This window comes from Corynebacterium pelargi (assembly GCF_014635485.1).
Lineage (GTDB): Bacteria > Actinomycetota > Actinomycetes > Mycobacteriales > Mycobacteriaceae > Corynebacterium > Corynebacterium pelargi.
In genome coordinates, this window is the sequence record NZ_BMCX01000002.1 from 559,231 (window position 1) to 582,334 (window position 23,104).

Annotated in this window: 18 protein-coding genes; 10 read left to right on the plus strand and 8 right to left on the minus strand. The window is 54.5% G+C overall.

Translation table 11 applies throughout. From position 1 onward, the window contains the following. Window positions 1-74: 74 nt before the first annotated feature. The 6 genes from IEU99_RS06365 to IEU99_RS06390 form a co-directional block, all read right to left on the minus strand. On the minus strand, window positions 75-869 hold the full coding sequence (locus IEU99_RS06365) for an HpcH/HpaI aldolase family protein (protein WP_128890253.1): 795 nt from the start codon (window positions 867-869) through the stop codon (window positions 75-77). Continuing rightward, window positions 854-1,639 carry a 2-oxo-hept-4-ene-1,7-dioate hydratase gene (gene hpaH, locus IEU99_RS06370; RefSeq protein ID WP_128890252.1) on the minus strand — a complete coding sequence of 262 codons (786 nt, stop codon included), beginning with the start codon at window positions 1,637-1,639 and terminating at the stop codon, window positions 854-856. Before hpaH ends, IEU99_RS06365 begins: the two co-directional genes overlap by 16 nt. A gap of 72 nt (window positions 1,640-1,711) precedes the next feature. Beyond that, window positions 1,712-2,779 carry a 3,4-dihydroxyphenylacetate 2,3-dioxygenase gene (hpaD, locus tag IEU99_RS06375; RefSeq protein ID WP_128890251.1) on the minus strand — a complete coding sequence of 356 codons (1,068 nt, stop codon included), beginning with the start codon at window positions 2,777-2,779 and terminating at the stop codon, window positions 1,712-1,714. A gap of 30 nt (window positions 2,780-2,809) precedes the next feature. Then, window positions 2,810-4,306, minus strand: a complete 1,497-nt coding sequence (gene hpaE, locus IEU99_RS06380; RefSeq protein WP_128890250.1) for a 5-carboxymethyl-2-hydroxymuconate semialdehyde dehydrogenase — start codon at window positions 4,304-4,306, stop codon at window positions 2,810-2,812. A 69-nt stretch (window positions 4,307-4,375) separates the two neighbouring features. Next, entirely contained in the window at window positions 4,376-5,023 is a 648-nt protein-coding gene (locus IEU99_RS06385) for a GntR family transcriptional regulator (protein ID WP_128890249.1), read from the minus strand. After that, complete coding sequence (locus IEU99_RS06390) at window positions 5,020-6,474, minus strand: fumarylacetoacetate hydrolase family protein (protein WP_128890248.1); 1,455 nt, start codon at window positions 6,472-6,474, stop codon at window positions 5,020-5,022. Before IEU99_RS06390 ends, IEU99_RS06385 begins: the two co-directional genes overlap by 4 nt. A 477-nt stretch (window positions 6,475-6,951) precedes the next feature. Here IEU99_RS06390 and IEU99_RS06395 point away from each other — a divergent pair, with 477 nt between their 5' ends. From IEU99_RS06395 to IEU99_RS06410, 4 genes are all read left to right on the plus strand, one after another. Next, a complete protein-coding gene (locus IEU99_RS06395) occupies window positions 6,952-8,250 on the plus strand; it encodes an MFS transporter (RefSeq protein WP_229718412.1) in 1,299 nt (432 codons plus the stop codon). Window positions 8,251-8,312: 62 nt separating this feature from the next. Beyond that, window positions 8,313-10,154: an FAD-dependent monooxygenase gene (locus IEU99_RS06400; protein WP_128890246.1), complete on the plus strand. Its 1,842-nt coding sequence runs from the start codon at window positions 8,313-8,315 to the stop codon at window positions 10,152-10,154. Window positions 10,155-10,158: 4 nt separating this feature from the next. Next, window positions 10,159-11,067 (plus strand): AraC-like ligand-binding domain-containing protein, encoded by a 909-nt coding sequence (locus tag IEU99_RS06405; protein ID WP_128890245.1) that lies wholly within the window; start codon window positions 10,159-10,161, stop codon window positions 11,065-11,067. Between the two features lie 88 nt (window positions 11,068-11,155). Then, on the plus strand, window positions 11,156-12,592 hold the full coding sequence (locus IEU99_RS06410; RefSeq protein WP_128890244.1) for an aldehyde dehydrogenase family protein: 1,437 nt from the start codon (window positions 11,156-11,158) through the stop codon (window positions 12,590-12,592). Between the two features lie 221 nt (window positions 12,593-12,813). Here the strand turns inward: IEU99_RS06410 and IEU99_RS06415 are convergent, their stop codons facing one another. Next, window positions 12,814-14,103: a flavin monoamine oxidase family protein gene (locus tag IEU99_RS06415; RefSeq protein ID WP_229718404.1), complete on the minus strand. Its 1,290-nt coding sequence runs from the start codon at window positions 14,101-14,103 to the stop codon at window positions 12,814-12,816. Between the two features lie 187 nt (window positions 14,104-14,290). On the opposite strand from IEU99_RS06415, the gene IEU99_RS06420 reads away from it, so the two are divergent. Together IEU99_RS06420 and IEU99_RS06425 are read left to right on the plus strand one after the other, a co-directional pair. Then, window positions 14,291-15,787 carry an APC family permease gene (locus tag IEU99_RS06420; protein ID WP_128890242.1) on the plus strand — a complete coding sequence of 499 codons (1,497 nt, stop codon included), beginning with the start codon at window positions 14,291-14,293 and terminating at the stop codon, window positions 15,785-15,787. Between the two features lie 814 nt (window positions 15,788-16,601). Beyond that, on the plus strand, window positions 16,602-17,912 hold the full coding sequence (locus IEU99_RS06425) for an MFS transporter (protein WP_229718413.1): 1,311 nt from the start codon (window positions 16,602-16,604) through the stop codon (window positions 17,910-17,912). Between the two features lie 66 nt (window positions 17,913-17,978). On the opposite strand, the gene IEU99_RS06430 is transcribed toward IEU99_RS06425, so the two are convergent. After that, entirely contained in the window at window positions 17,979-19,127 is a 1,149-nt protein-coding gene (locus IEU99_RS06430; RefSeq protein WP_128890240.1) for an MFS transporter, read from the minus strand. Between the two features lie 240 nt (window positions 19,128-19,367). Here IEU99_RS06430 and IEU99_RS06435 point away from each other — a divergent pair, with 240 nt between their 5' ends. The 4 genes from IEU99_RS06435 to IEU99_RS06450 are packed head-to-tail and all read left to right on the plus strand — an operon-like array spanning window position 19,368 to window position 23,018. Then, window positions 19,368-20,339, plus strand: coding sequence for a siderophore ABC transporter substrate-binding protein (locus IEU99_RS06435; RefSeq protein WP_128890239.1), 972 nt, complete (start codon window positions 19,368-19,370; stop codon window positions 20,337-20,339). An 18-nt stretch (window positions 20,340-20,357) separates the two neighbouring features. Beyond that, window positions 20,358-21,305 (plus strand): ABC transporter permease, encoded by a 948-nt coding sequence (locus IEU99_RS06440; protein WP_268234361.1) that lies wholly within the window; start codon window positions 20,358-20,360, stop codon window positions 21,303-21,305. After that, window positions 21,295-22,269 carry an iron chelate uptake ABC transporter family permease subunit gene (locus IEU99_RS06445; protein WP_128890238.1) on the plus strand — a complete coding sequence of 325 codons (975 nt, stop codon included), beginning with the start codon at window positions 21,295-21,297 and terminating at the stop codon, window positions 22,267-22,269. Before IEU99_RS06440 ends, IEU99_RS06445 begins: the two co-directional genes overlap by 11 nt. Then, the gene (locus IEU99_RS06450) at window positions 22,266-23,018 is read left to right on the plus strand and encodes an iron ABC transporter ATP-binding protein (protein WP_128890237.1); all 753 of its coding nucleotides are present in this window, start codon (window positions 22,266-22,268) and stop codon (window positions 23,016-23,018) included. Before IEU99_RS06445 ends, IEU99_RS06450 begins: the two co-directional genes overlap by 4 nt. Window positions 23,019-23,104 lie beyond the last annotated feature (86 nt).

Here is a 23,104-nt window from a genome sequence, read left to right on the forward strand (position 1 = left end):
CTGTTTGGAGGAGAATTTACTGCTGCCTTCTTTTAAAAGCACCGGGCCCCGGAGTCTTTAGCGCTAATCGATTATTAGCTACCTTGCTTCGCATCTTTGAATGTATTAGCGAGTACCTGTGATTGTGAAGCTAAGATCTGGACGTCTGCACCCACTGCGACGAAATCAACGCCCGATCGAACGTATTCCCGTGCCTGGTCGAGGTCAAAAGCGTTCACGCCTACAAGCTTCCCGGATTTCTGCACAACATCAATGCATTGATAGACCCTCTCGAGGACATCAGGGTGGGTCTGCTGTCCAAGAAGTCCCATAGACGCAGCCAAATCGGAAGGTCCGATGAATACCGCGTCCACACCATCTGTATTGGCGATGGCGTCGCAATTCCGGACAGCACGATCGGACTCAATCTGTACTGTCAGGCTGACTGTTTCTGAGGCTTTGTCCAGATAACCCGAAACACGATTCCAGCGCGAAGAACGAGCAAGTGCACTACCCACTCCACGGATGCCTTTGGGGGGATAGTGCATTGCGGCAACCGCATGAGCGGCGTCCTCGCCTGTGTGCACCATTGGCACCATGATGTTCTGAGCACCCAGATCCAGGTACTGCTTGATCAACGTAGTGTCTAGAACGGGGACGCGTACCACGGGCGTAGCGGAGCCAGCTGCCACCGCGCGAAGCATGGAAGTTATGGTTTCCAATCCAACAGGGGAGTGCTCGCCGTCGATCAGCAACCACTCGGCACCTGAGAGGGAAAGAATTTCAGCTGCAGAATCGCTGCCCGAGCACACCCAAAGGCCTGTGGCAGGGCCTCTTGTTCCACGAACTTTTTCGTTAAATGTCGGCGGTAGATCTACTTGAATTTGCATGTTATTGCTCCAAGCGGTCCAAAGTCGGCGTGTACAGTGTCTCCCTCTTTCACCCACATCGGCCGGGTGAAAGAACCTGCAAGGATGATCTCCCCGGCCTCCAAAGAATCACCATGAGCTGCTAGCTTGTTAGCCAACCAGGCCACTCCGGTTGCAGGATGATTTAGGATCGCGGCAGCAACACCAGACTCCTCGATCACCTCGTTGCGATAGAGCAAAGCCGCTACCCAGCGCAGATCCACGTCGTGTGGTTTGACCGGGTTGCCTCCATACACCATCCCGCCCATTGCGGCGTTATCTGAAATAGTGTCGACAATGGTGCGCCCCTCCATTTCGATCCGAGAACTAAGGATCTCCAGGGCAGGAATGACGTAGTCAGTTGCGTTCATGACCTCGAAGATCGTGACGTTAGGCCCCTTCAAGGGTTCCTTCAATACGAAGGCTAATTCCGTTTCAATTCGTACATTAGAAAACTGCGCATGCTCAATTACCGATCCGTTCTCGAAGACCATGTCCGAAAAAATCGCACCATAGTCCGGCTCGGTAATACCGGTGGCCTGTTGCATCACTTTGGAGGTTAGGCCAATCTTACGGCCGACTGGCCTACGGCCCGCCTCAATACCGCGGCGGCGCCATTCGTTTTGCACGGCATACGAGTCTTCAACGGTCATGTTTTCAAATCGCTTGGTCAATAACGGAATCATTGAGCGGTTTTCTTCCGCCGCTGCAAGTTCATCCGCGATTTGAATGATGGTTTCCTTGTTCAGCAAGGGGTGCTCCATTCCGAAAGAGGGCGGCGACCGAAGTCGCCGCCGTGAGAGGTAACGCGGGGCGTCGCAAATTTAAAGCTGATGGCCTAGCTTGTATTCGCCCTTCTTGTAATCGGGCATTTCTTCGCCAGGGCGAGTGTACGAAAAGCCATCGGCTCCGATAGTCTCTTCCATCTCAGAGGCGTCGGTACGTTTCGTCAACTGAACCAGATTGCCGTCGAGGTCAAGTACCCGTGAGCCGTCGGTGTACCAGGAAGGCACAACAGGGGTGCCCCACCAATCGCGGCGCTGATTGTCATGAACATCCCAAGTTACTCGAGGGTTGTCCGGATCGCCTGTGTAGTAGTCCTGGGTGTAGATCTCCACGCGGTGTCCGTCCGGGTCGCGCAGGTAGAGGTAGTAAGCATTGGATACACCGTGGCGGCCGGGACCACGCTCGATTGCGTCCGAGCGTCGCAGCGAACCGAGCTTGTCGCAGATCGCGATGATGTTGTGCTTCTCATGCGTAGCGAACGCAATGTGGTGCATACGCGGACCATCGCCACCGGTCATTGCGGTGTCATGCACAGTTGGCTTGCGTCGCATCCAGGCAGCGTACACCGTGCCCTTTTCATCTTGAATGTCTTCGGTGACACGGAAGCCAAGGTCTTCCATGTACTCTACGGCTTTGGGCACGTCCGGAGTGATTTGGTTGAAGTGATCCAGGCGAACCAGAGCGCCGGGAATGTGCGCTTGGTAGTCCCAAGCCATTCGACGTTCATGCTTTACCTCGTAGAAAAACTCATACGGGAAGCCAAGCGGATCTTCAACGCGAACAGAATCTCCAATGCCTTTGACGAAACCATCTGCTTTCCGCTCTACGCGACAACCGCGCTCCTTATAAAAGGCCTCTGCTTTATCTAGGTCCTCGGGTGAACGCACGCGGAAGGAGAATGCTTGAACTGCTGCCTCGGGGCCTTGACGCAACACAAGATTGTGGTGAATAAATTCCTCGTAGGTGCGCAGGTAGATTGCGTTGTCGTCTTCTTCAGTGACGACTAGGCCGAGAACATCGACGTAGAAGTCGCGAGATGCCTTGAGATCAGTTACAACAATCTCCATGTAGGCACAACGCAAAATGTCTGGTGCTTGAACAGTCATGATGTGATCCTTTGTGTACGCGTCGGGTAATTAATCGTCTTGCTTGCCGAATACTGGGTTGTGGACTTCGCCTAGGTTGATGTGTACGGCCTGCTGATCGGTGTAGAAGTCAATCGAACGGTAGCCACCCTCGTGCCCTAATCCAGATGCTTTGACGCCACCGAAAGGAGTACGCAAATCACGGACGTTGTTGGAGTTGAGCCAAACCATGCCAGCTTCGACGTTTTGCGCGAAGTTGTGAGCACGTTTGAGATCGTTGGTCCAGATGTACGCGGCTAGACCGTATTTGGTGTTATTAGCCAGTTCGAGTGCTTCCTCGTCGGTGTCGAAGGGGGTGATCGCTACTACGGGGCCGAAAATTTCTTCTTGGAAAATTCGAGCATCCGGGGATACATCGGCAAATACGGTGGGTTGAACGAAGTTGCCCTCTTCAAAGCCCTCAGGGCGGCCGCCGCCTGCGACCAGGCGGGCCTCTTGCTTGCCGATCTCGACATAGCTCATGACCTTCTCAAAGTGCTCTGGATGTACTAGAGCACCGACCTCTGTCTTAGGATCCTCTGGCAGACCGACTTTCACACGTTTTGCCTGGTTAGCGTATCGTTCGACAAATTCTTCGTATATTTCTCGCTGCACCAGGATTCGAGAGCCGGCCGTGCACCTCTCGCCGTTGAGGGAAAAGACTCCGAAGATCGTAGCGTCGATGGCTGCGTCCAAATCTGCGTCGGCAAAGACCACTGCGGGTGACTTGCCTCCGAGTTCCATGGATAGACCTTTGAGGTACGGTGCCGCGTTCCCGAAAATGATCTGACCTGTGCGGGATTCACCTGTGAAGGAAATCAGCGGCACATCGGGGTGTTTGACCAGCGAATCACCGGCGTAGCCTTCTTCGCCGTACCCATTTACGAGATTGAATACACCCTTGGGAAGTCCAGCTTCTTCGAAGATACCCGGCCAAAGCGATGCTGAGAGTGGTGTGAACTCAGCTGGCTTCAACACGACGGTGTTGCCCGTTGCTAGTGCAGGGCCGAGTTTCCAGGATTCAAGCATAAAAGGTGTGTTCCACGGGGTGATGAGGCCAGCGACACCGATCGGCTTACGATTGACGTAGTTGGCCTGGCGGCCCGGTACTTTAAACGCATCATCATGCTGAGCGACAATCAAATCTGCGAAGAAGCGGAAGTTTTCCGCAGCGCGCCGAGCCTGGCCAAGTGCCTGAGTGATTGGAAGGCCTGAGTCGAAAGACTCCATCTCAGCAAGAATGTCTTCCCTTGATTCGACGATATCCGCAATTTTGTGGAGAATGCGGGATCGTTCTCGGGGGAGCATTTTTGGCCAAGGGCCGTTTAGGAATGCCTCTTTAGCCGCTTTTACGGCTCGGTCGATGTCTTCAACCTTGCCGGAAGCTGCCTGAATATAGGGCTCGTTGGTCACTGGATTGATCACGTCGAAAGTGTCGCCGTCGAGGGAGTCGACCCATTCGCCGTTGATGTAGTGCTGAATTTTCTCAGGAAGGTTCTTCGGTGCCATTGTTATGTCCTCTCAAAATGAGTGTGTTATTTGGGTTTTCGACCTGAAGAGATGGTCTCCGGATTGCATCTAGCTGGACTGCTGATAAGCATCGATTGTGTTTAGCCTGTGCTGACGAGCAACTTTTTCGATGTACGCAGCCTCAGCACCCGCCTCAATTAGTGCCACGATTTGTTCATGTTCCCTGACTGAAGCGATGGCGCGTTGAGGAACGAAAGCGAACGTAGACTCGCGGACGTAATTCAGCCGTTCCCACTCGCTAAACACCAGGTCCAACAAGTGCTGGTTCGGGCATTTATTGAACAATGCTTGATGAAACTTTTTGTTCAGATGGGTGAATTCAGCCGGATCGAGATTGTTGGTGGAGATCTCAAGCTGAGAATTGATTCTCCGCGCTTCAGCGAGATCTGCGGAATCGAGGTTCGGAGCTGATAAAGCGGTGGCTACACCTTCGAGCACTGCGACGGATTCCATAAGATTGGAATAGCGTTCGGGCTCGATCATTGTGACCCTTGCCCCCACGTTGCGGGCGAACGTCACCAACCCTTCTGCTTCCAATTGACGGATGGCCTCACGGATAGGTACCGGGCTGACGGAGAGCTCATCCGCAAGCGAACTGATGACCAACCTATGACCGGGTGCGAATTCATGAGTTTGAATCTTTGCTTTGATCCACTCGTAGGCGCGCTCTGTTTTGCTTTGTTCTACTACTGTCATGTGCGTTCCTCGCGGTATTGCTGCCACTTATCTTTCCAATCCCCGGTGGGAGGGAATAAACCATCTACCGGGTTACCTTCGGAGACCCGGGCAGCAACCCATTCGTCTTGTAGCTCCTTCTCCAGTGCAGCGTCTACAACCTCTTCTACGATGTCCCGAGGAATCACAATCACTCCGTCATCGTCGCCTACGATTACGTCACCTGGGATGATGGTGGCGTTGCCGCATGCAATCGGTAGATCCATGTCCCATGGGACGTGCTTGCGGCCGAGTACGGCCGGATGGGCGCCCTGACTGAAAACCGGCAGACCGACTTCCTCCACGGCTGCATAATCGCGAACACACCCGTCGGTTACTATGCCGGCCGCTCCTAGGCTTTTAGCGCGTATGGCGAGCACGTCGCCCAGAGTGCCGGATCCTGCTTCTTGCCGAGCCTCGATAACGAGAACCTCTCCAGGCTTGAGTTCGTCGAAGGCTCGCTTCTGGGTGTTGTAACCACCGCCGTGCGCTTTAAAAAGATCTTCTCTGCCAGGGATAAAGCGAAGAGTTTTCGCAACGCCTACCATTTTGGTTCCTGGAGTTTGCGGGTATACCCCTTCGATAACCACTTGATTGAGCCCGCGATTTCGTAGCTGTGCAGATAGCCCGGCGGTCGGCGTTTGTTCGAGCTTTTTACGTAGGTCATCGGGTAGATCAGGCTTGGAAGAGCCTGAGGTATCGAGGTCTGTGCCATAAGCATCAGCACGTTGTTTCTCATCAACATGAGGGAGCATGCCGACGGTTCTGTCGAAAGCACCCGCACCTTCAATGACTTCGGTGCGAAGTTTGCCTGATGTTAAACCTGCACCATCAACTTCTACTTCCATCACGTCACCGGGGTTGACCACTGTGGAACCGGCGGGTGTGCCGGTCAAAATGATATCCCCGGGGTGCAGAGTCATGTGCTGAGAAAGGTCTGCCACAAACTGGGGGAGTGGAAAGATGAGGCTTTCTTCGCTGGTGGTATCTTCCTGCACCAACTCGCCGTTGACCCAGGTGCGAATACGTAAGCTGCCTGGCTCTACAGCTCGGGCATCGATGAGCTCCGGCCCGATGGGTGTGTAACCGTCTCGAGATTTCGAGCGAGTGTTCGACCCCTTATCCTGGGCGCGATAGTCGTAAATGCCAAGGTCGTTGGATGCGGTAACGGCTGCTACATAGTCCCAGGCGTCCTCCAGCGAGACATTTCGAGCTTCGGTACCGATGATGAGAGCGACCTCACCTTCAAAAGCCAGTAGTTCGCAGCCCTCAGGGCGTTCGACGGTTCCGGATCCAGTGAGGGAGCTGGTGGCCTTCATGAAGTAAGAAGGCTGCTTAGGTCTGCGCCCGCGTTGAGCGGCTCTTGATTCATATGCCACATGGACGGCGAGGACTTTGCCTGGTGTCGCCGGCAGTTTTTCGAGAATTCCCATGGAGTCTCCCCTCTAATGATTGCGCCAAACTTCGGCGTGCTTGAAGTCTTTAGGTGTCTTTTGTCTCGTTTGCATACTTCGTCGCCGTGACGTTTCTTCCACACCAGGCAGGTGCTGCACAGAATTTTTTCTTGACGACTTGGCTGAATCATATATGATGAAGTTCAGCCCTGCAAGTGTTGTAAATCACAAATGGCTTACGGCTTGATGGGAAACACTGTAGTGTGTGACGTAGAACGCTTAAATGCATCTAAAACTGCAGATCGAGCGGGCTGTTTTGAAGATGTGGAGGCGGGCATCTCTCTGTTTTGAAAACCAGTGGTGTGGCTCGCCGGAAAATGAAATATGTTCTAAGGAGGATGGATGGGTTCCAATGCTTGCAACCCGAATGCGCACGACACGCGTGGCGCGGCTCATGCAGGGCAGGTCTTGCCCGGCGACGAAGTTCGTAATGTAAAAGAACAGCGCCGCGTCGCGATGGCGACCACGGTCGGCACAGCTATCGAATGGTATGACTTCTTCCTTTACGCAAGTGCCGCCGGCCTGGTCTTCAACAAGCTCTTTTTCGCAGGGCTCGGTCCCCAGGCAGCTACAGTGGTGGCGTTCCTAAGTGTTGGATTGAGCTTCCTTTTCCGACCTCTCGGCGCTTTCCTCGCCGGCTACTTTGGTGACAAGTTAGGTCGACGGGTGGTGCTTATGGTCACTCTCATGGGGATGGGAGCGGCCACGGCAATAATTGGCTTGCTGCCAACCTATGATGCGATCGGTATCGCGGCACCGATTTTGCTGATTCTTCTTCGAATCATTCAAGGTATTTCTGCCGGCGGTGAGTGGGGTGGTGCCGTTCTGATGGCCGTCGAACATGCTCCTGACCACAAACGGGGTTGGTACGGATGTTCCCCACAAATCGGTGTGCCTGCCGGCTTGCTGATGGCCTCCGGCATGCTGGCCTTGATGAGTTTGATCGCTCCAGGTGATGCATTCCTTGAGTGGGGATGGCGCATCCCGTTCCTCATCAGTGTATTGCTGATCGGCCTAGGCTATCTAATTCGACGCGGTGTCGATGAGTCGCCGGTGTTCAAGGAAATCGCTGAGCGGAAGGAGCAGACGTCCAACCCGATTGGGGTGTTGTTCAAGCGGCATGGTCTGCTTGTACTGATTGCTGCGCTGGTCTTTGCCGGTAACGGTGCCGTTGGCTACATGACCACTGGTGGGTGGATCCAAAAGTATGCGTCGAACCCGGATGGGCCTGTGGGGCTTGATCGTGACACCGTTTTGCTTGCGGTAACCGGCTCGGCTGCTACCTGGCTGTGCTTCACTTTGCTGTCCGGCAAAGTCTCCGACGTTATCGGACGCAAAAAAACGTACATCCTTGGGTTTGTTCTCCAACTCGCTGGGGTGTTCGCACTCTTCCCTCTAGTTGAAGCTGGCAGTGGCACCTCTCTCTTCTTTGGTTTGGCTCTGCTCACCATCGGAACTGGTTTTACCTATGGGCCGCAAGCTGCGATGTATACCGAAATCTTTCCGGCCTCGATCAGATTCTCGGGTGTGTCGATCTCTTATGCAATTGGGGCAATTCTGGGTGGTGCTTTCGCACCCACAATTGCGGAAGCACTGGTGGATGCAACAGGGGGCACGCAAGCAGTGACCTTCTACCTGGCGGGCATGACTGTTGTTGGGCTGTTGGCAGTCTCGGCTTTGACCGACAAAACCAACGTTCCACTTGGCCCTTTGCATGAGGAGGAACAGCAGGAACGACCATTCGTCTGGAGTTAGGGCATACCGGGTTACCCACAGCAACCTAACTCTTGCAGCCCCACATTAATTAAGGAGAAAATATGCAATTCCATCACCATGGCTATGTTTCCACCAACCCCCGGGTTCTCCCCGCCGCAGGCCCCGAGCGGTCTGAGGCTTTGCCTGATCATATGGATGTGTTGATCGTGGGAGCGGGACCTGCGGGAATGATCGCCGCCGCCCAGTTGTCAATGTTTCCTAATGTGCACACTCGCATTATTGACCGTAGGCCCCACCGTTTGGAGATCGGGCAGGCGGACGGCATCCAAGCAAGGTCGGTCGAAACATTTCAGGCATTCGGTTTTGCCAAAGAAATCACTGACGAGGCATTCCGAATTACCGAGATGGCTTTTTGGAAGCAAAAGCCAGATTCGCCGGAAGAGATCCACCGTACAGCACGAACTTTGGACGATGAGCACGGTGTATCGGAGTTTCCTCACTTAATTGTGAATCAGGCACGCGTTCTCGACTATTTTGCGGAGTTTATGGGGCGTTCACCTTCGCGCATGAAGCCGAATTTCGGCTATGAGTTCTTGGGGCTTGAAGTGGGGGATGGAGAATATCCGGTGGCTGTTGAGCTACGCGATGTTCAGACCGGAGAAAAACGCACCGTGTATTCCAAGTATGTAGTCGGGTGTGACGGCGCCCGCTCCGGCGTCCGGAAAGCGATTGGGGGACGCCTTGAAGGTAAGTCTGCTAACCATGCGTGGGGCGTGATGGATGTAATTGCCGAAACGGATTTCCCGGATATCCGTCTGAAATGCGCAATCAACTCGAAGTATGGTTCTATCCTTCATATTCCGCGCGAGGGTGGCTATTTGTTCCGAATGTATGTGGATCTTGGTGAAGTAAGAGAAGATGACAACGGTCAGGTTCGTAGTACTACCATCGAACAGATTATTGACCAGGCCAACAACATTCTAAGTCCATACACTCTCGACGTTCGCGAGGTCTGCTGGCACTCGGTCTATGAAGTTGGGCACCGGTTAGCCAACAAATTCGACAATCTGTCGAATGAGTGCCCTGAGCCGCGAGTTTTCATTACCGGCGATGCCTGCCATACGCACTCCGCAAAGGCAGGTCAAGGCATGAATGTGTCAATGCAGGACGGGTTCAACATTGCTTGGAAGCTTGGCTATGTTCTCGATGGGCGCAGTCCGGAGACTTTGCTGCGCACCTATGCCGAGGAACGAAAGGAAATTGCCAAGAACCTCATAGATTTCGACCGTGAGTGGTCAACGCTAATGGCGACGCCCACGGAAGAACTTGAAAATCCTAACTACTTGGAGGATTACTACGTTCAGACGGCAGAATTCCCTGCCGGGTTTATGACCGAATACCAACCGTCAATCCTTACGGGTGGAAAAGAGCATCAGAGCTTAGCCAAGGGGTATCCCGTAGGTAAGCGCTTCAAGTCTGCTGAGGTATGTCGAGTTGCCGACGCTAATCCCGTGCACTTAGGGCATCACGCGACGGCTGATGGACGTTATCGAATCTATGTGTTCGCTGATTTGGATGGCGCTCGTGCGGTCGAGTGGGCAGAGTGGTTTGCTCACGACCCGGATTCGCCTCAGAACCGTTACATGCGTCCAGGCGATGAGGATGTAATGTTTGATACCAAAATTATTTATCCTAAATTGCATACGGACGTAGATTTAAACCAAGTTCCTTCGATCTTTTTTCCGAAGTGTGGTCCGTTCAGGGTGAGCAACTATGAAAAAGTCTATTCTCTCCTCCCCGGCAGCAACATTTTTGAGGAACGTGAAATCTCCGAGCAGGGTGCAGTGGTGGTAGTGCGGCCAGATCAATATGTAGCTGCAGTTCTGCCTCTCGACGACACTGCGGGACTTCAGAAAGTGTTCGAGCCTGTCTTGAAGGGGTAGTGCAATGATTGGGCTGAAAGAGTTCCGCTTTGCGGTGAACAGCACTGTGGTGCCGCTCCGTATTGATGCTTTGGAGTCATTTCGCGGTGCGGTGAAGATGCACAACGTCGGAAGAGCAACGTTTGTGCACATCAGTGCTGACGCTCATTCAGTCCATCGCACTGAAGAGCTAATAGCTTGGCCAAGCGATGCTTATGTAAAGGTGAGTCAGATAATTGAGGGGCATGGGGTTCTGCGCCAAGACGGGAAGGCGGTTCACTTTGGCCAGGGAGACATTGTAATTTACGACACCTCGCGTCCCTATGATCTTGAGTTTCCTGAAGGGTGCGCCTTATTGGTGGTTATGGTTCCCAAAAACGATCTTGCCCTCAGTGAAAAAGTGCTGGCGCATGTCACTGCTATTTCACTCACTAAGGGATTTGCGGTGAGTGCTGCTGTAGCGGCCTTTTTGGGAGAACTTGCGCGTAATTTTGACGAGCTCGCCACTCGTGCTGGGGCACAGTTGGCGGAAATGGTTGTAGCGATGATTCGGCCCGTTCTAGTTGCCGCCGCGGAAGATGCGGGATTTGGCCTGGACTCTAGGACTCAACTGGTCCGAACAATTGACGCCTTCATCGATGACCATCTCGACGACCCAGATTTGGGGCCGAAGCTCATAGCTCAAGCACATTTCATATCGGTTCGGTATCTTCACCAGCTCTTTAGTGACCGTGCAACAACGGTCGCTGGGGCGATCAAAGGTCGCCGCTTAGATCGTGCTCACGCTCTGCTTGGAGACCCATCGAGTTCTTCGCAGCCGATTAGTGTGATTGCGGCTAGTTGTGGCCTGTCTGATGCGGCTTACTTCTCTCGTGCATTTAAGGAGAGGTTTGGGCTAAGCCCCAGCGCTTTTCGTCGAACCTTTGTTGCTTAATGCACTCCCAGAAAACTAAAGTGCACTGTCTCACAAGTAGGAGTGGGCGGGCTCACTTAGAATGGCTTTACCTAAGAAAGGAGCCAGGATGCAAACTAGGCAATACATCAATGGGGAATGGGTTGAGGGAGCGGCAGATAGTATTTCTTCCTACAACCCCGCCACCGGCGAGGTGATCGCTGAGGTTAGGTGCGCTAGCCCCACTCAAGTGGACGACGCGATTACCGCGGCGCGTGAAGCTTTGTCAGGAGAGTGGGCAAATCTATTGCCGGTGCAGCGTGCAGCCGTATTATTCAAAATTGCGGATCTAATAGAGGCGAATGCAGAAGAATTTGCCCAGCTCGAAACTTTGGATCAGGGGCAACCGATCGGAGTTGCTCGCCAAGTGTCGGTGGCAGGTGCAGCCAATCACTTCCGGTACTTCGCCGGTTTCGTCACCAAGATTCAGGGTACGACCAACCCAATCAGCTTCCCCGATACCTTGCACTACACCAAGCGAGAGCCTGTGGGGGTCAACGCGTTAATTACTCCCTGGAATTTTCCGCTGATGATTCTTGCCTGGAAGCTTGCACCCGCCCTGGCTACAGGTAATTCGGTGGTAATTAAGCCGTCCGAAGTTACCCCACTCACGTCCATCAAGCTTGTTGAAATCTGCGAACAGGCAGGCGTTCCCGCAGGCGTAGTAAACATTGTGACGGGTGCTGGAGATGTTGGCGCACTGTTGTCCTCGCACATGGGTGTCGATCATGTTTCATACACTGGCTCGACTCCGACCGGTAAAGCGATCACCCATGCTGCGGCGGATTCCAACCTTAAGCGTTTGACACTCGAACTCGGTGGTAAAGCGCCTTCAATCATTACAGCCTCAGCCGATATAGACTCCGCTGTGGCTGGCAATATTGGTGGTGCGTTATTGAACTCTGGACAGGTTTGTGCTGCCTATACTCGCTTCTACGTGGACTCCAAGGTTCACGATGAATTCGTCGAAAAGCTTGCTTCGGCTGCAACTTCAATGCACGTAGGTCCTGGAAATGACGAGAAATCTCAACTAACTCCAGTAGTTTCCGAAAAACATCTCGGGCATATCACCAACTTGATTGAAGCTGGGCGTTCCGAAGGAGCCGAACTCGTCACAGGTGGCCATCGGATTGATCGTGATGGCTATTTCGTTGAACCCACCGTGTTTGCCGAAGTTGATGAAGATAATTCGATTGCGAAGCAAGAAATTTTTGGCCCAGTTCTTTCGGTAATGAAGTACGACGGGGAGCTAGACGAAGTCATCGCACGTGCGAACGATTCTGAGTATGGTCTCGCTGCCGCAGTATGGACTAGCGACATTGCGGAGAGTCAACGCATAGCCAATGGGCTGCGCTCTGGTGCAGTATTTGTGAATATGCTACCGATCCCTGATATGGCAGCCCCCTGGGGTGGATATAAACAATCCGGTTGGGGCCGAGAGATGGGACCACAAGCTATCGAGTGCTACACCGAGACTAAGTCTGTCTGGTTGCATTACGGCGGCTAGTATCTGGCGAAATAATTTTTTAGGCGACGGTACCGTGGCAGAATTTTGTCCACGATACTGTCGCCTTCGTTATGGAAAAGGAAGAAAGCCAGATCTGGGAACTCGATGGCGAAGATCCATTGGCGACGGAACCGCATTTTGAATTTCGAAACCCCACGCCTGGATTTGGACGCTATTGTTAGAGCCCCGATCTAGTCGGGGCTCTTTAGTTAGCTCAAGAGTTATAGGGGTCGATGCTCGTTAATTTCACGGGCTGCCCGGAAACCTGTCTCGATAGCTCCATCGACGAAAGAGTTCCAACCTGCTGCCCAATCTGAGCCGGCAAAAATTAGATTCCCATGACGAAGCTTTTCTGGGTGGCCGTGGAGGAACTGACCGGTTCGCGGAGTTGCCCAGGTCTGTCCGGTGAATTCGTCCTCTACCCAGTCGTGGCTAAAAGTGCTTACGACCTCGATATTTGCGTCCCAAGCATCTACAGCTCGCTGGACGGCCTCGACGCTATTGAGGTCAATTGCTGCGTGGTCAGGACCGAAGCCTACGCAAATCGTGGTGTCGTCTTCCATGAAATATTCTGACCGAAGAAGCGCTAGGGGGTGGCCGTCTGGAGCGTAAGCCAAAATTTTGCGATGGCCTTTGATCTTCACCCATACCTTGTGGCCAGTGCAGTTCCAGCCTTCCACCATCGCTTCTTTAGCGTGATCGGGAAGCCCCTCGATGAAGTCGATGGTTTTGAGTGCTCCGATTGGGAGTGTCACTACAACTTGTTCGAACTGCCGGGTCGTGCCGTCCGCTAGCGTGATCTCGACACAGTCGCCTTGGTCGTCTACCTTGGTGACTCTCGTGTTGAGATGTACTTCTCCACGAATGTCGTTTCGGATCTTCGAATAAATGCTCTTCATGCCGCCCTCGAGCTTGTAGCGCAATGTTTGATCATCGAGCAAAGATAGGCGGTGATCTGACAAAGCAGCCCAGTGCGCTGCCATCAGTGGCGATGCTGTGCGAGACTCGCCATTGTAGCCAGCGTTCCAGTACGCATTAGCTAATGCGACTTCTTCTTCGCTGAATTCACCGTTCCGGACGCAGTCGAGCACAGTCCCGGTATCCGCTTTCGCGACAGCTTCACGGTTAGTCCATGGCGCGTGGGGCAGGGGAAACAGTTCGCGCGATCGTTCGAAAATCTTCGACTGAACCCCGGCGAGTTTTTTGTCTACGTCTGCTTCAACTCCTGAATGGACCGTATCGCCGACAATCCAGAATGCTTCGTCGCAAACCGGAGATGAGACGATTTCTGCGCCGTAGCGTGTGATTTCTGACCAAATGAATGGTTGCATCCAGTGAACCCAAGTGCCGCCCACTTCCAACTCGTGTCCCAGTTTTTGGGCAGTCCAGGTTCGACCACCGATTCGGTCTCGAGCCTCGAAAATTTCGACCGTGTACCCAAGGCGCTCCAACTCTCGAGCGGAAATTAGCCCAGCGAAACCTGCCCCGATAATCCCGACAGTTCCCTTCATGATCAGCTCCTTTGCTTGTCGTTAGAGGACCGGTTTGATTTGAAACCAGTTCATCATGAGCTGAATCACAATTCTTGGCCTAGAGTGCAGTGGTCTTGTGACTGGGCGCACAGTGCCGTGGGAGGTCTTTTTGCATAACCCTGCAAACCTTAGAGTCGTCTTCATCACATCTTGAAAGGGGTGAAGAATGACTCAGAATAATAAGGTTGATAGTGGTCGAGCGCTCCAAGGAAAACTTGGTGCTGGATCCCTCATGATGTTAATCATTGCCGCTTCAGCTCCGCTCACGGCTGTAGCCGGTGGTGCTCCGACGTCCTATGCTGTCACTGGGATGATCGAAGTCCCAATGGGCTACCTTGTCCTCGGAATTGTCTTACTCATTTTTGCGGTTGGCTACGCCGCAATGAGCACAAAAATTACTAATGCTGGGGCGCTCTACGCATACACCGCTACTGGGCTGGGAAAGCGTCAGGGGCTTGCTGCCGCGTGGCTTGCGCTCGTGAGCTACAACGCGATGCAGATTGGCTTATATGGCATCGTTGGAGCAACGATTGCGGGTACTTTATCGGCTCTAGCAGGCATAACGATCGAATGGTGGGTTGCTGCGTTATTCTGCTGGTTTCTTACGGGATTGCTCGGAGCCATGAATATCGATGCCTCAGCCAAAGTTATTGGTGTGCTTGTGATTCTCGAATTCTTAGTCGTAGTACTTGTCGACTTTATTGGATTGAGCAGCCCTGCTGAGCCGATCAGTGTGGCAGCTTTTGACCCCACCGGGTTTGTGGGGCCGGGCATTGGTGCCGCCCTAGCCTTCGGCATGGCCGCTTTTATGGGGTTCGAGTCTGCAACAATTTACGCTGAAGAAGCTGAAAACCCACAGAAATCTGTGCCGAGGGCAACATACGGAGCTCTCGGGTTAATCGCTGGGTTCTACGCTTTTTCGGCCTGGGCCATCGCCCAGGGCGTAGGGGAATCGCAGATTGTGGAGAAAGCTAGGGAGAGCGGACCGGAGCTTCTGTTTGTTTTTCTCGAGGAAAGCGGGCATCACGGTCTAGCGACCTTTGGTCGTATTGTCTTCATTACCTCTCTCTTGGCCGCGCTTTTCGCCTTCCATAACGCGGTGGCACGTTATGCCTTGGTGCTAGGTAGGGAAGGGGTGCTGCCTGAGCGTCTAGGTCGAACGCACCCGAAGACGCATGCACCGATTTACTCGTCCTTGGCGCAGTCTGTCTTAGCGTTGCTGTTCATTGGGGGATTTGCGATCTACGGTTCAGTGACAAATGCGGGACCGGAGTTTCCCGTCTTGACTATGTTCTCCTGGTTGACCAATGCGGGAGCTTTCGGCATTGTTTTCCTGTTGTTTATCACCTCGGTGTCGGTAGTCAGATTCTTTTGGGGTACTAATGAGCACAATCTGTTTGTCCGGGTGATTGCGCCGGTTGCTGCGATGGTCGGACTGGCCGTGATCTTTATCGAGATTCTTATCCACTTTGATGTCATGGTGGGGCAAGAGGGCTTTCATCCCTTAGTGGTCGGCATGCCCTCTGTGATCTTGTTGACCGGTGTTGCCGGGTATCTCCGCGCAGAATGGCTGAGAAGAACTAATCCAACTCGTTATAGCTGCATAGGTACAGGGAGGGGATCGGCGGAGCTCGCAAGAAATGGTCACAATATCGATACATGACACTGCGAAAAGTGGACGCCGGCGATTTTGCGCTCCGGCAAATTGCTAGTGCCACCCCGGGGGGGGGTAAGGCATCGTCGTAAAGACGAGGGCGATCTGCTCAAACTTCAACGGTTTCCAGGCGCTATAACGGTATTGCTCCACTCTCGTGCTTGAGGTAGGGCCGCGTTTGGGTTTTGTCAATGCCTCATTTTTGAGCATTCAAGGCATATATTAAAAAATTCAGCAGACGTAACGTGTTCTCCTGCTAGCAAATTTTTGTTTCTCCAGCGCGGCCTCCCACCCCTTAAGAGTTCACTTCAGGCTTCTGCCTTGTTCTCCTATGTCTTTGCTGAGCTCCAAGATGTCCCGCCCATGGGGGAGGAGGTGGGTGCGTAAAAGCTTGGGTGAGATGCCTTAATGGCGTTTGTCTGGATACACAATCCGGCCTTAAGGAATCGTGCGTTTCCAACAATAAATTTTTTTAATAGTGACCAATTCAATTCCAATGCCCCTGGCGGGGTGCTTAGCTGCTTAAACAGCTAAAACGTGGAAACTGTGCCGCACATTTCTTTTCTTGAGGCGTAAAAGTTTCGCATGTTTTGCCGATGTTCAAAAAGTAAGTGTTTCCGCCGAAGTGGCAAAAGCCTGAGTTTTAGGCACTAAAGTGTTGTAGATCATAACGCCGAGTGCCGGGGTTGTGGATGAAGTGAACAAGTTTCAAGGAGGCTCGATGAGCTCAAACGCTGAAAGCGGACCCGTTCAGGCGGCTTCGCACCAGGGGCAAAAGGTACTACCAGGCGACGAGGTGCGCAGCAGCAATGAGCAGCGTCGCGTGGCGCTTGCAACCACCGTCGGTACCGCAATTGAGTGGTACGACTTCTTCCTCTATGCCAGTGCCGCCGGTCTGGTATTTAATAAATTGTTCTTCGCCGGCCTTGGCGCACAGGCTGCCACCGTTGCGTCCTTCCTTACGGTCGGATTGAGCTTCCTGTTCCGACCTCTTGGTGCCTTCCTTGCCGGTTACTTCGGCGATAAGCTCGGCCGCCGCGTGGTCTTGATGGTCACCCTCATGGGTATGGGTACAGCCACCGCCATCATCGGCCTGCTGCCGACCTATGCCTCCATCGGTGTGGCCGCGCCGATTCTGCTTGTTTTCCTGCGTGTGCTTCAGGGCATTTCTGCCGGCGGCGAGTGGGGCGGTGCTGTGCTCATGGCCGTTGAGCACGCTCCCGATCACAAGCGCGGCTGGTACGGCTGCTCCCCGCAGGTGGGCGTGCCGCTCGGTTTGCTCTTGGCTTCCGGCATTTTGGCGCTGATGAGCGTGATCGCCCCAGGTGATGCCTTCCTGGACTGGGGTTGGCGTATTCCTTTCCTTATTAGTGTCGTGTTGATTGCCCTTGGTTACTTCATTCGCCGCGGTGTGGATGAGTCCCCGGTGTTCAAAGAGATTGCAGAGCGCAAGGAACAAACAAGCAACCCCATCGGTGCGCTTTTCCGCCGCCACGGCCTCCTCGTGCTGCTCGCGGCTTTGGTATTCGCCGGCAACAACGCCGTTGGCTACATGACTACCGGCGGCTGGATTCAGAAATACGCATCCAACCCGGATGGCCCAGTCGGCCTATCGCGCGACACGGTACTGCTTGCCGTGACCGGTTCGGCTGCATCGTGGCTCGTCTTTACCCTGCTTTCTGGCAAAGTCTCCGACCTCCTCGGCCGCAAAAAGACCTACATCCTCGGCTTCATCCTCCAGCTCGGCGGCGTATTCACCCTCTTCCCGCTGGTCAACCACGGTGATGGCACCTCGCTGTTTTTCGGCCTCGCACTCTTGACCATCGGCACCGGCTTTACCTACGGGCCTCAAGCGGCGATGTACGCGGAAATCTTCCCGGCATCGGTTCGCTTCTCCGGCGTATCCATCTCCTATGCCATCGGCGCCATCCTCGGCGGTGCCTTTGCCCCCACGATCGCAGAAACGCTTGTCGACGCCACGGGCAGCACCCAAGCCGTGACTTACTATCTCGCGGCGATGTCGATTATTGGTTTGCTCGCCGTTGTTGCGCTTCGCGATAAAACCAATGTTCCTCTTGGCCCCTTGCACGAAGAAGAACAGCGCGAACGCCCCTTCATTTGGAGCACCTCCTAAGCACCTATCAAGCACCCACCCCCAGCTATGGCGATGCCCTGCTGGGGGTTTTCTTAGTGATGGGCCTTAGCGTGCCCCAGGCGCCTTGGTTGCTTTCAGCCTCCATGCCGCTGCGGTAGCAAGCGCCACGATGGCGCCGAAGATACATGCCCACTGGCCAGGAATTGCCACGCTGAGCAAGGCGAGGATCCACGGGGCGAAAAAGCCGAGGTAGGTGGCCGAATAATAGATCGCGGTAAATTGGCCCAGATCGTCGCGATGGGCTTGTTGCTGCACTTGGAAAAGGCCCGAAACCATCAAAATGCCATAGGCCACGCCCAGGACTGGTGCCGCAAGTAATAACGCCAGCACTGAATGGCTGATAATTACCCATGCGCCTAAGCCCATGCCCAGTGCGGAAAGCATGAGCCCAAATGCCACTGGTGCTTTGCCGGTGGCATTAATTCGCGCGTTGATGGTCTTTTGCACTGCCACGCCGCTGAGCATGGTGATCGAGGAGATAAGCCCAGTAAAGGCCACCATTGCGGGCACCGAAACATACGTGCTGAGCGTGGCAAATGCCGTGGTGGCCGAACCGAAGACCCACGGTGCCCACAGCAGCGTTGGCACGATGGGGGTGATTCGGCGCCACTGGGTCTTTTGTCGCTTCGCGGGCCTTGAGGCCTCGGGTACGTTCCACACAGCGATGCCGGAAACCACGATGAGTACGAGGTGTGCAATCAGTGGGGTATATAGCGGGGCAGGCAGCCACTCGGCCACGGCACCGCTGACGGCGGGGCCTAAACCGAAGCCCGCGGAGGTTGCGACCGTGGCTCTGCGCGCGCCAAGAGCTGTGGTGCCTCCCGTCGCGGCGGTGAGCTCTTTGAGCCAGGAGGCGCCCGCGGCAAGCATGAGCCCCACGGCAACACCGGTGACGAGCCTTCCGATGGCGACCACGACGTCGAAGCGCTCGGGGAAGGTCATAAGCAAAACGGTGCCGATCAATGAGATCACCGCGGCAGGGCGCATGATGGCGCGTCGGCCCACAACATCGGAGCGTGTACCGCCATAAATAAGGGCGGGGATCAGGCCAAGGATGTAAATGGCCAGCAAGAAGGTTACTTTTGCTTGGCTTAAGCCGAGTTCATGGCGGTAGACGGGCAGCAATGGGGCGAAGTGGTTCGCGCCAAACCCAATCGCGAACATGACCAGAGCCACTTTTTTCCAATCCTGCATGGCCAAAGTGTAGCTAGGATCACACAATACTGGCGCTGATGGCACATTTGGGGGTGTGTGTCACCTGACGCTAGGGGGTGAAAAGTGGGTGTGTTTGACATTGGATCCCATCTGGCAAACAGGCAGCGCAGTGCAAACTTTTTCACCACGCTTCGACGAGCGTCTTAGGGTCTACTTAATAAGGCTTGCCTTGGCTTGCTGGGGATCGTTAGGCTGCACCCGACCCCAAGAAAGGCAGACATGAAACTTAAAGCGATCACCGCTGCAATGTTGGCTGCAGGCCTCGGACTGGCTGCATGCAGCAATGCTGAAGAAGCTGACGTTGCAACCAAGAGCCAAGAAATCACCATCGAAGACAACTTCGGTGATGTCACCATTCCTCTGCCAGTAGAGCGTGTGGCATCTACGGATAACCGCACCTTCGAGGTGCTCGAAGATTGGGACGTCCCGCTGGTTGCCGTACCGAAGGGTCTGCTGCCCGACACGGTAGAGGCATACCGCGGCGATGACGTTGCCGATATGGGCATGCACCGCGAGCCCGACCTTGAGGCACTGGTGAAGGCCAAGCCTGACCTGATCATCTCCGGCCAGCGCTTCAGCCAGCACTACGAGGACATGAAGAAGCTCAACCCCGGCGTGCCGATCGTTGATTTCGAGCCCCGCGATGATCAAGACTTCTTCGAAGAGCTCAAGCGCGAAGTCATTGCCATGGGCAAGATCTTCGACAAAGAGTCCGACGCCAACGAGCTTGTAGAGAACTTCGATAAGGCCGCCGAGCGTGCCAAGAAGGCATACAACGGCAACGACACCGTCATGGCCGTCAACGTCTCCGGTGGCGAAATCGGCTACATCGCCCCCAAGATTGGCCGCACCTACGGTCAGGTGTTCGAGCTGCTCGACCTCAAGCCCGCCCTGGATGTCGATGGCTCCAGCAGCAACCACGAGGGTGACGACATCTCGGTGGAAGCTATTGCAGAATCTGATCCCGACTGGATCTTCGTGCTCGACCGCGACGGTGCTGTGAACTCCGATAAGCCGGACTACCAGCGCGCCTCCAAGGTCATCGCCGATTCCCCTGCGCTGAAGAACGTCAAGGCAGTCAAGGACGACCAGATCGTTTACGCGCCGCAAGACACCTACGTCAATGAGTCGATCATCACCTACACGGAGATGCTCAACGATATTGCTGATGCCTTCGAGCAGAAAAAGTAACCATCTAGAAAGGGTCTTGTGAATCCTGGATTCAATCCCCGCTTCGCCATCGCTGTGGTGGTGGTAGCGGGGCTTCTGCTGTGTTCACTCATGGTGGGGGAGTACAACATTTTTTCCCCGGGCGGATTTGAAATGCTGCAAATCACCCGCATCCCGCGCACCATCGCCCTGGTGCTCTCCGGTGCAGCCCTTGCCATGAGTGGCCTCTTGATGCAGCTTCTCACCCAAAACCGCTTCGTGGAACCAACCACCACAGGCACCACGGAATGGGCGGGATTAGGGCTGCTCCTAAGCCTGATCTTCATGCCTGAGGCCGGCATCTTGGAACGCATGGTCCTCGCCGTGCTCTGCTCTTTTATTGGCACCATGGTCTTTTTTGGCTTCTTAAGAAAAGTAAGCCTGAAACAATCGCTCGTGGTGCCGATCATCGGCATCATGCTCGGTGCCGTCGTCGGCGCCATCAGCACCTTCATCGCCTTGCAATTCGATGCTCTCCAAACCCTCGGTGTGTGGTTCCAAGGCAGCTACACCTCCGTTTATCAAGGCCAATACGAGGTGCTTTGGCTGGTGCTCATCGTGGTCATTGCCGTGGCCGTCGGTGCCGATTACTTCACCGCGGTAGGCCTTGGCCAAGACGTGGCCACGAGCATCGGCGTGCCCTATCAGCGCCTGGTGTTCCTTGGCACCGCGCTTATCGCGCTGGCCACTGGCGTGGTCACTGTGGTGGTAGGCAACCTGCCATTTTTGGGCTTGATTGTGCCCAATGTGGTGTCGATGGTTCGCGGCGATGATCTGCGAAGCAACCTGCCTTGGGTGTGCCTGCTAGGCATTGGGCTTGTCACCGCTTGCGACCTGGTTGCGCGCACCATCATCTCACCCTTTGAAATCCCCGTCGCCGTGATCCTCGGAGTGCTCGGTGCAGCATTCTTCGTGGTGCTCATCGTAAGGAGGGCGAATGCAAACTAAAGCCTTCGCCCACTCCTCACGCCGCTACTGGATCCTGCTCGGCATCATCTACGCGGTGGGCATCGGTTGCGCCATTGGCCTGCTGAGCTACGACAACCCCATGCCCTTTGGCACGGAAACCTTCTGGCTGATCGCCCAGCGCCGCCTCAATGCGGTGCTGGCTATCGCCCTCGTCGCCGCATGCCAGGCCTTTGCCACGCTGGCCTTTCAAACGGTGGTGAATAACCGCATCGTTACTCCATCGATCATGGGCTTCGAGGCGCTGTATCGCACCATCCACACCGCCACCGTCTTCTTCGGTGTAGCGGCGTTGAGCCACACCTTCTCCATGTTCATCTTCCAATTGGTGCTCATGGTTGGGTTCTCTTTGTTGCTCTACGCCTGGCTGCTTGGCAAAGATATGCACGCCATGCTGTTGGTGGGCATCGTGCTCGGTGGTGGCTTGGGAAGCTTGGCCACCTTCATGCAACGCCTGCTCACCCCGAGTGAATTCGACCTTCTCACCGCCCGGCTTTTCGGTTCCATCGTCAACGCCCAGGCGCAATATTTCCCCATCGCAATCCCGCTCGTCATCATTGGCGTGGTAGTGCTGCTTTTTAAGGCCACCACACTCAATGTGATGGCCCTGGGTAAACAAGCCGCCCAGAATTTGGGTCTGAATTATCGTCGAGAAGCTCTCGTGCTCTTGGTATTGGTCTCGATTCTGATGGCCACCTCCACCGCCTTGGTGGGCCCGATGACATTCCTGGGCTTTTTGGTTGTCACCCTGACGTATCAGCTCGCTGGTACTGAAGACCACCGCTATCTGCTTCCGCTTGCCTTCGGTTTGGCTTTTGCCATTTTGACAAGCGCATATTTCGTGCTCAACCACGTTTTCTACGCCCAAGGAGTAGTAAGCGTCATTATCGAACTCGTTGGCGGACTAGTGTTCCTGCTGGTTCTGCTGAGGAAGGGAACCCTGTGATCAAGCTCGATCAAGTACACAAAAACTACGGCGAAACGAGCATCGGCCCGGTCAATGTGGAAATCCCTAATGGAGGCATCACCGCGCTGGTTGGCCCGAATGGTGCCGGCAAATCCACGCTGCTCACCATGATCGGTCGCCTGCTCGACATGGATGAAGGCAGCATCGAAGTAGCTGGCTTTGATGTCGCCCACACCAAAAGCGCCGATCTAGCCAAGGTGCTGTCGATTCTTCGCCAGGAAAACCACTTCATCACCCGGCTTACGGTGCGCCAACTCGTCGCCTTCGGGCGCTTCCCGCATTCAAAAGGGCGATTGAACCGCGATGATGAAGACATCATTAGCCGCACCCTGGAGTTCTTTAACCTCACCGATCTTCAGCACCGCTACCTGGATCAACTCTCCGGTGGCCAGCGTCAACGCGCCTATGTAGCCATGGTCTTGGCTCAAGATACGGACTATGTGTTGCTCGACGAGCCACTAAATAACCTCGATATCGCGCACTCGGTGGAGATGATGCGCCACCTCAAGCGCGCGGCAGATGAGTTAGGCAAGACCATCATTGTGGTGTTGCACGACATCAACTTCGCTGCTTGTTATGCCGACCGCATCTGTGCCGTGCGCGATGGCCAAATCTTCGCCTTCGGTACGCCCGATGAAATTATCTGCGATGAAACGCTGAGCAATATCTTCGGCACTCCGATTTCGGTGATCCCCGGACCGCATGGCCCAATCGCTGCTTATTTCTAAGCTTTTCGACGATCCAAACCCGCAGTTTACCTGCGGGTTTGTGTTGTTGTTGGTGGGTGTGTAACTTTATGTGAGTCGCCGCGACC

Excerpts from the sequence above, each read along its gene's own strand:
- hpaD (WP_128890251.1), bottom strand. The coding sequence starts at position 2,779 with ATGACTGTTCAAGCACCAGACATTTTGCGTTGTGCCTACATGGAGATT.
- IEU99_RS06435 (WP_128890239.1), top strand. The coding sequence starts at position 19,368 with ATGAAACTTAAAGCGATCACCGCTGCAATGTTGGCTGCAGGCCTCGGA.
- IEU99_RS06410 (WP_128890244.1), top strand. The coding sequence starts at position 11,156 with ATGCAAACTAGGCAATACATCAATGGGGAATGGGTTGAGGGAGCGGCA.
- IEU99_RS06365 (WP_128890253.1), bottom strand. The coding sequence starts at position 869 with ATGCAAATTCAAGTAGATCTACCGCCGACATTTAACGAAAAAGTTCGT.
- IEU99_RS06385 (WP_128890249.1), bottom strand. The coding sequence starts at position 5,023 with ATGACAGTAGTAGAACAAAGCAAAACAGAGCGCGCCTACGAGTGGATC.
- IEU99_RS06415 (WP_229718404.1), bottom strand. The coding sequence starts at position 14,103 with ATGAAGGGAACTGTCGGGATTATCGGGGCAGGTTTCGCTGGGCTAATT.
- IEU99_RS06430 (WP_128890240.1), bottom strand. The coding sequence starts at position 19,127 with ATGCAGGATTGGAAAAAAGTGGCTCTGGTCATGTTCGCGATTGGGTTT.
- IEU99_RS06405 (WP_128890245.1), top strand. The coding sequence starts at position 10,159 with ATGATTGGGCTGAAAGAGTTCCGCTTTGCGGTGAACAGCACTGTGGTG.
- IEU99_RS06445 (WP_128890238.1), top strand. The coding sequence starts at position 21,295 with ATGCAAACTAAAGCCTTCGCCCACTCCTCACGCCGCTACTGGATCCTG.
- hpaE (WP_128890250.1), bottom strand. The coding sequence starts at position 4,306 with ATGGCACCGAAGAACCTTCCTGAGAAAATTCAGCACTACATCAACGGC.
- IEU99_RS06390 (WP_128890248.1), bottom strand. The coding sequence starts at position 6,474 with ATGGGAATTCTCGAAAAACTGCCGGCGACACCAGGCAAAGTCCTCGCC.
- IEU99_RS06400 (WP_128890246.1), top strand. The coding sequence starts at position 8,313 with ATGCAATTCCATCACCATGGCTATGTTTCCACCAACCCCCGGGTTCTC.
- IEU99_RS06420 (WP_128890242.1), top strand. The coding sequence starts at position 14,291 with ATGACTCAGAATAATAAGGTTGATAGTGGTCGAGCGCTCCAAGGAAAA.
- IEU99_RS06395 (WP_229718412.1), top strand. The coding sequence starts at position 6,952 with ATGGCGACCACGGTCGGCACAGCTATCGAATGGTATGACTTCTTCCTT.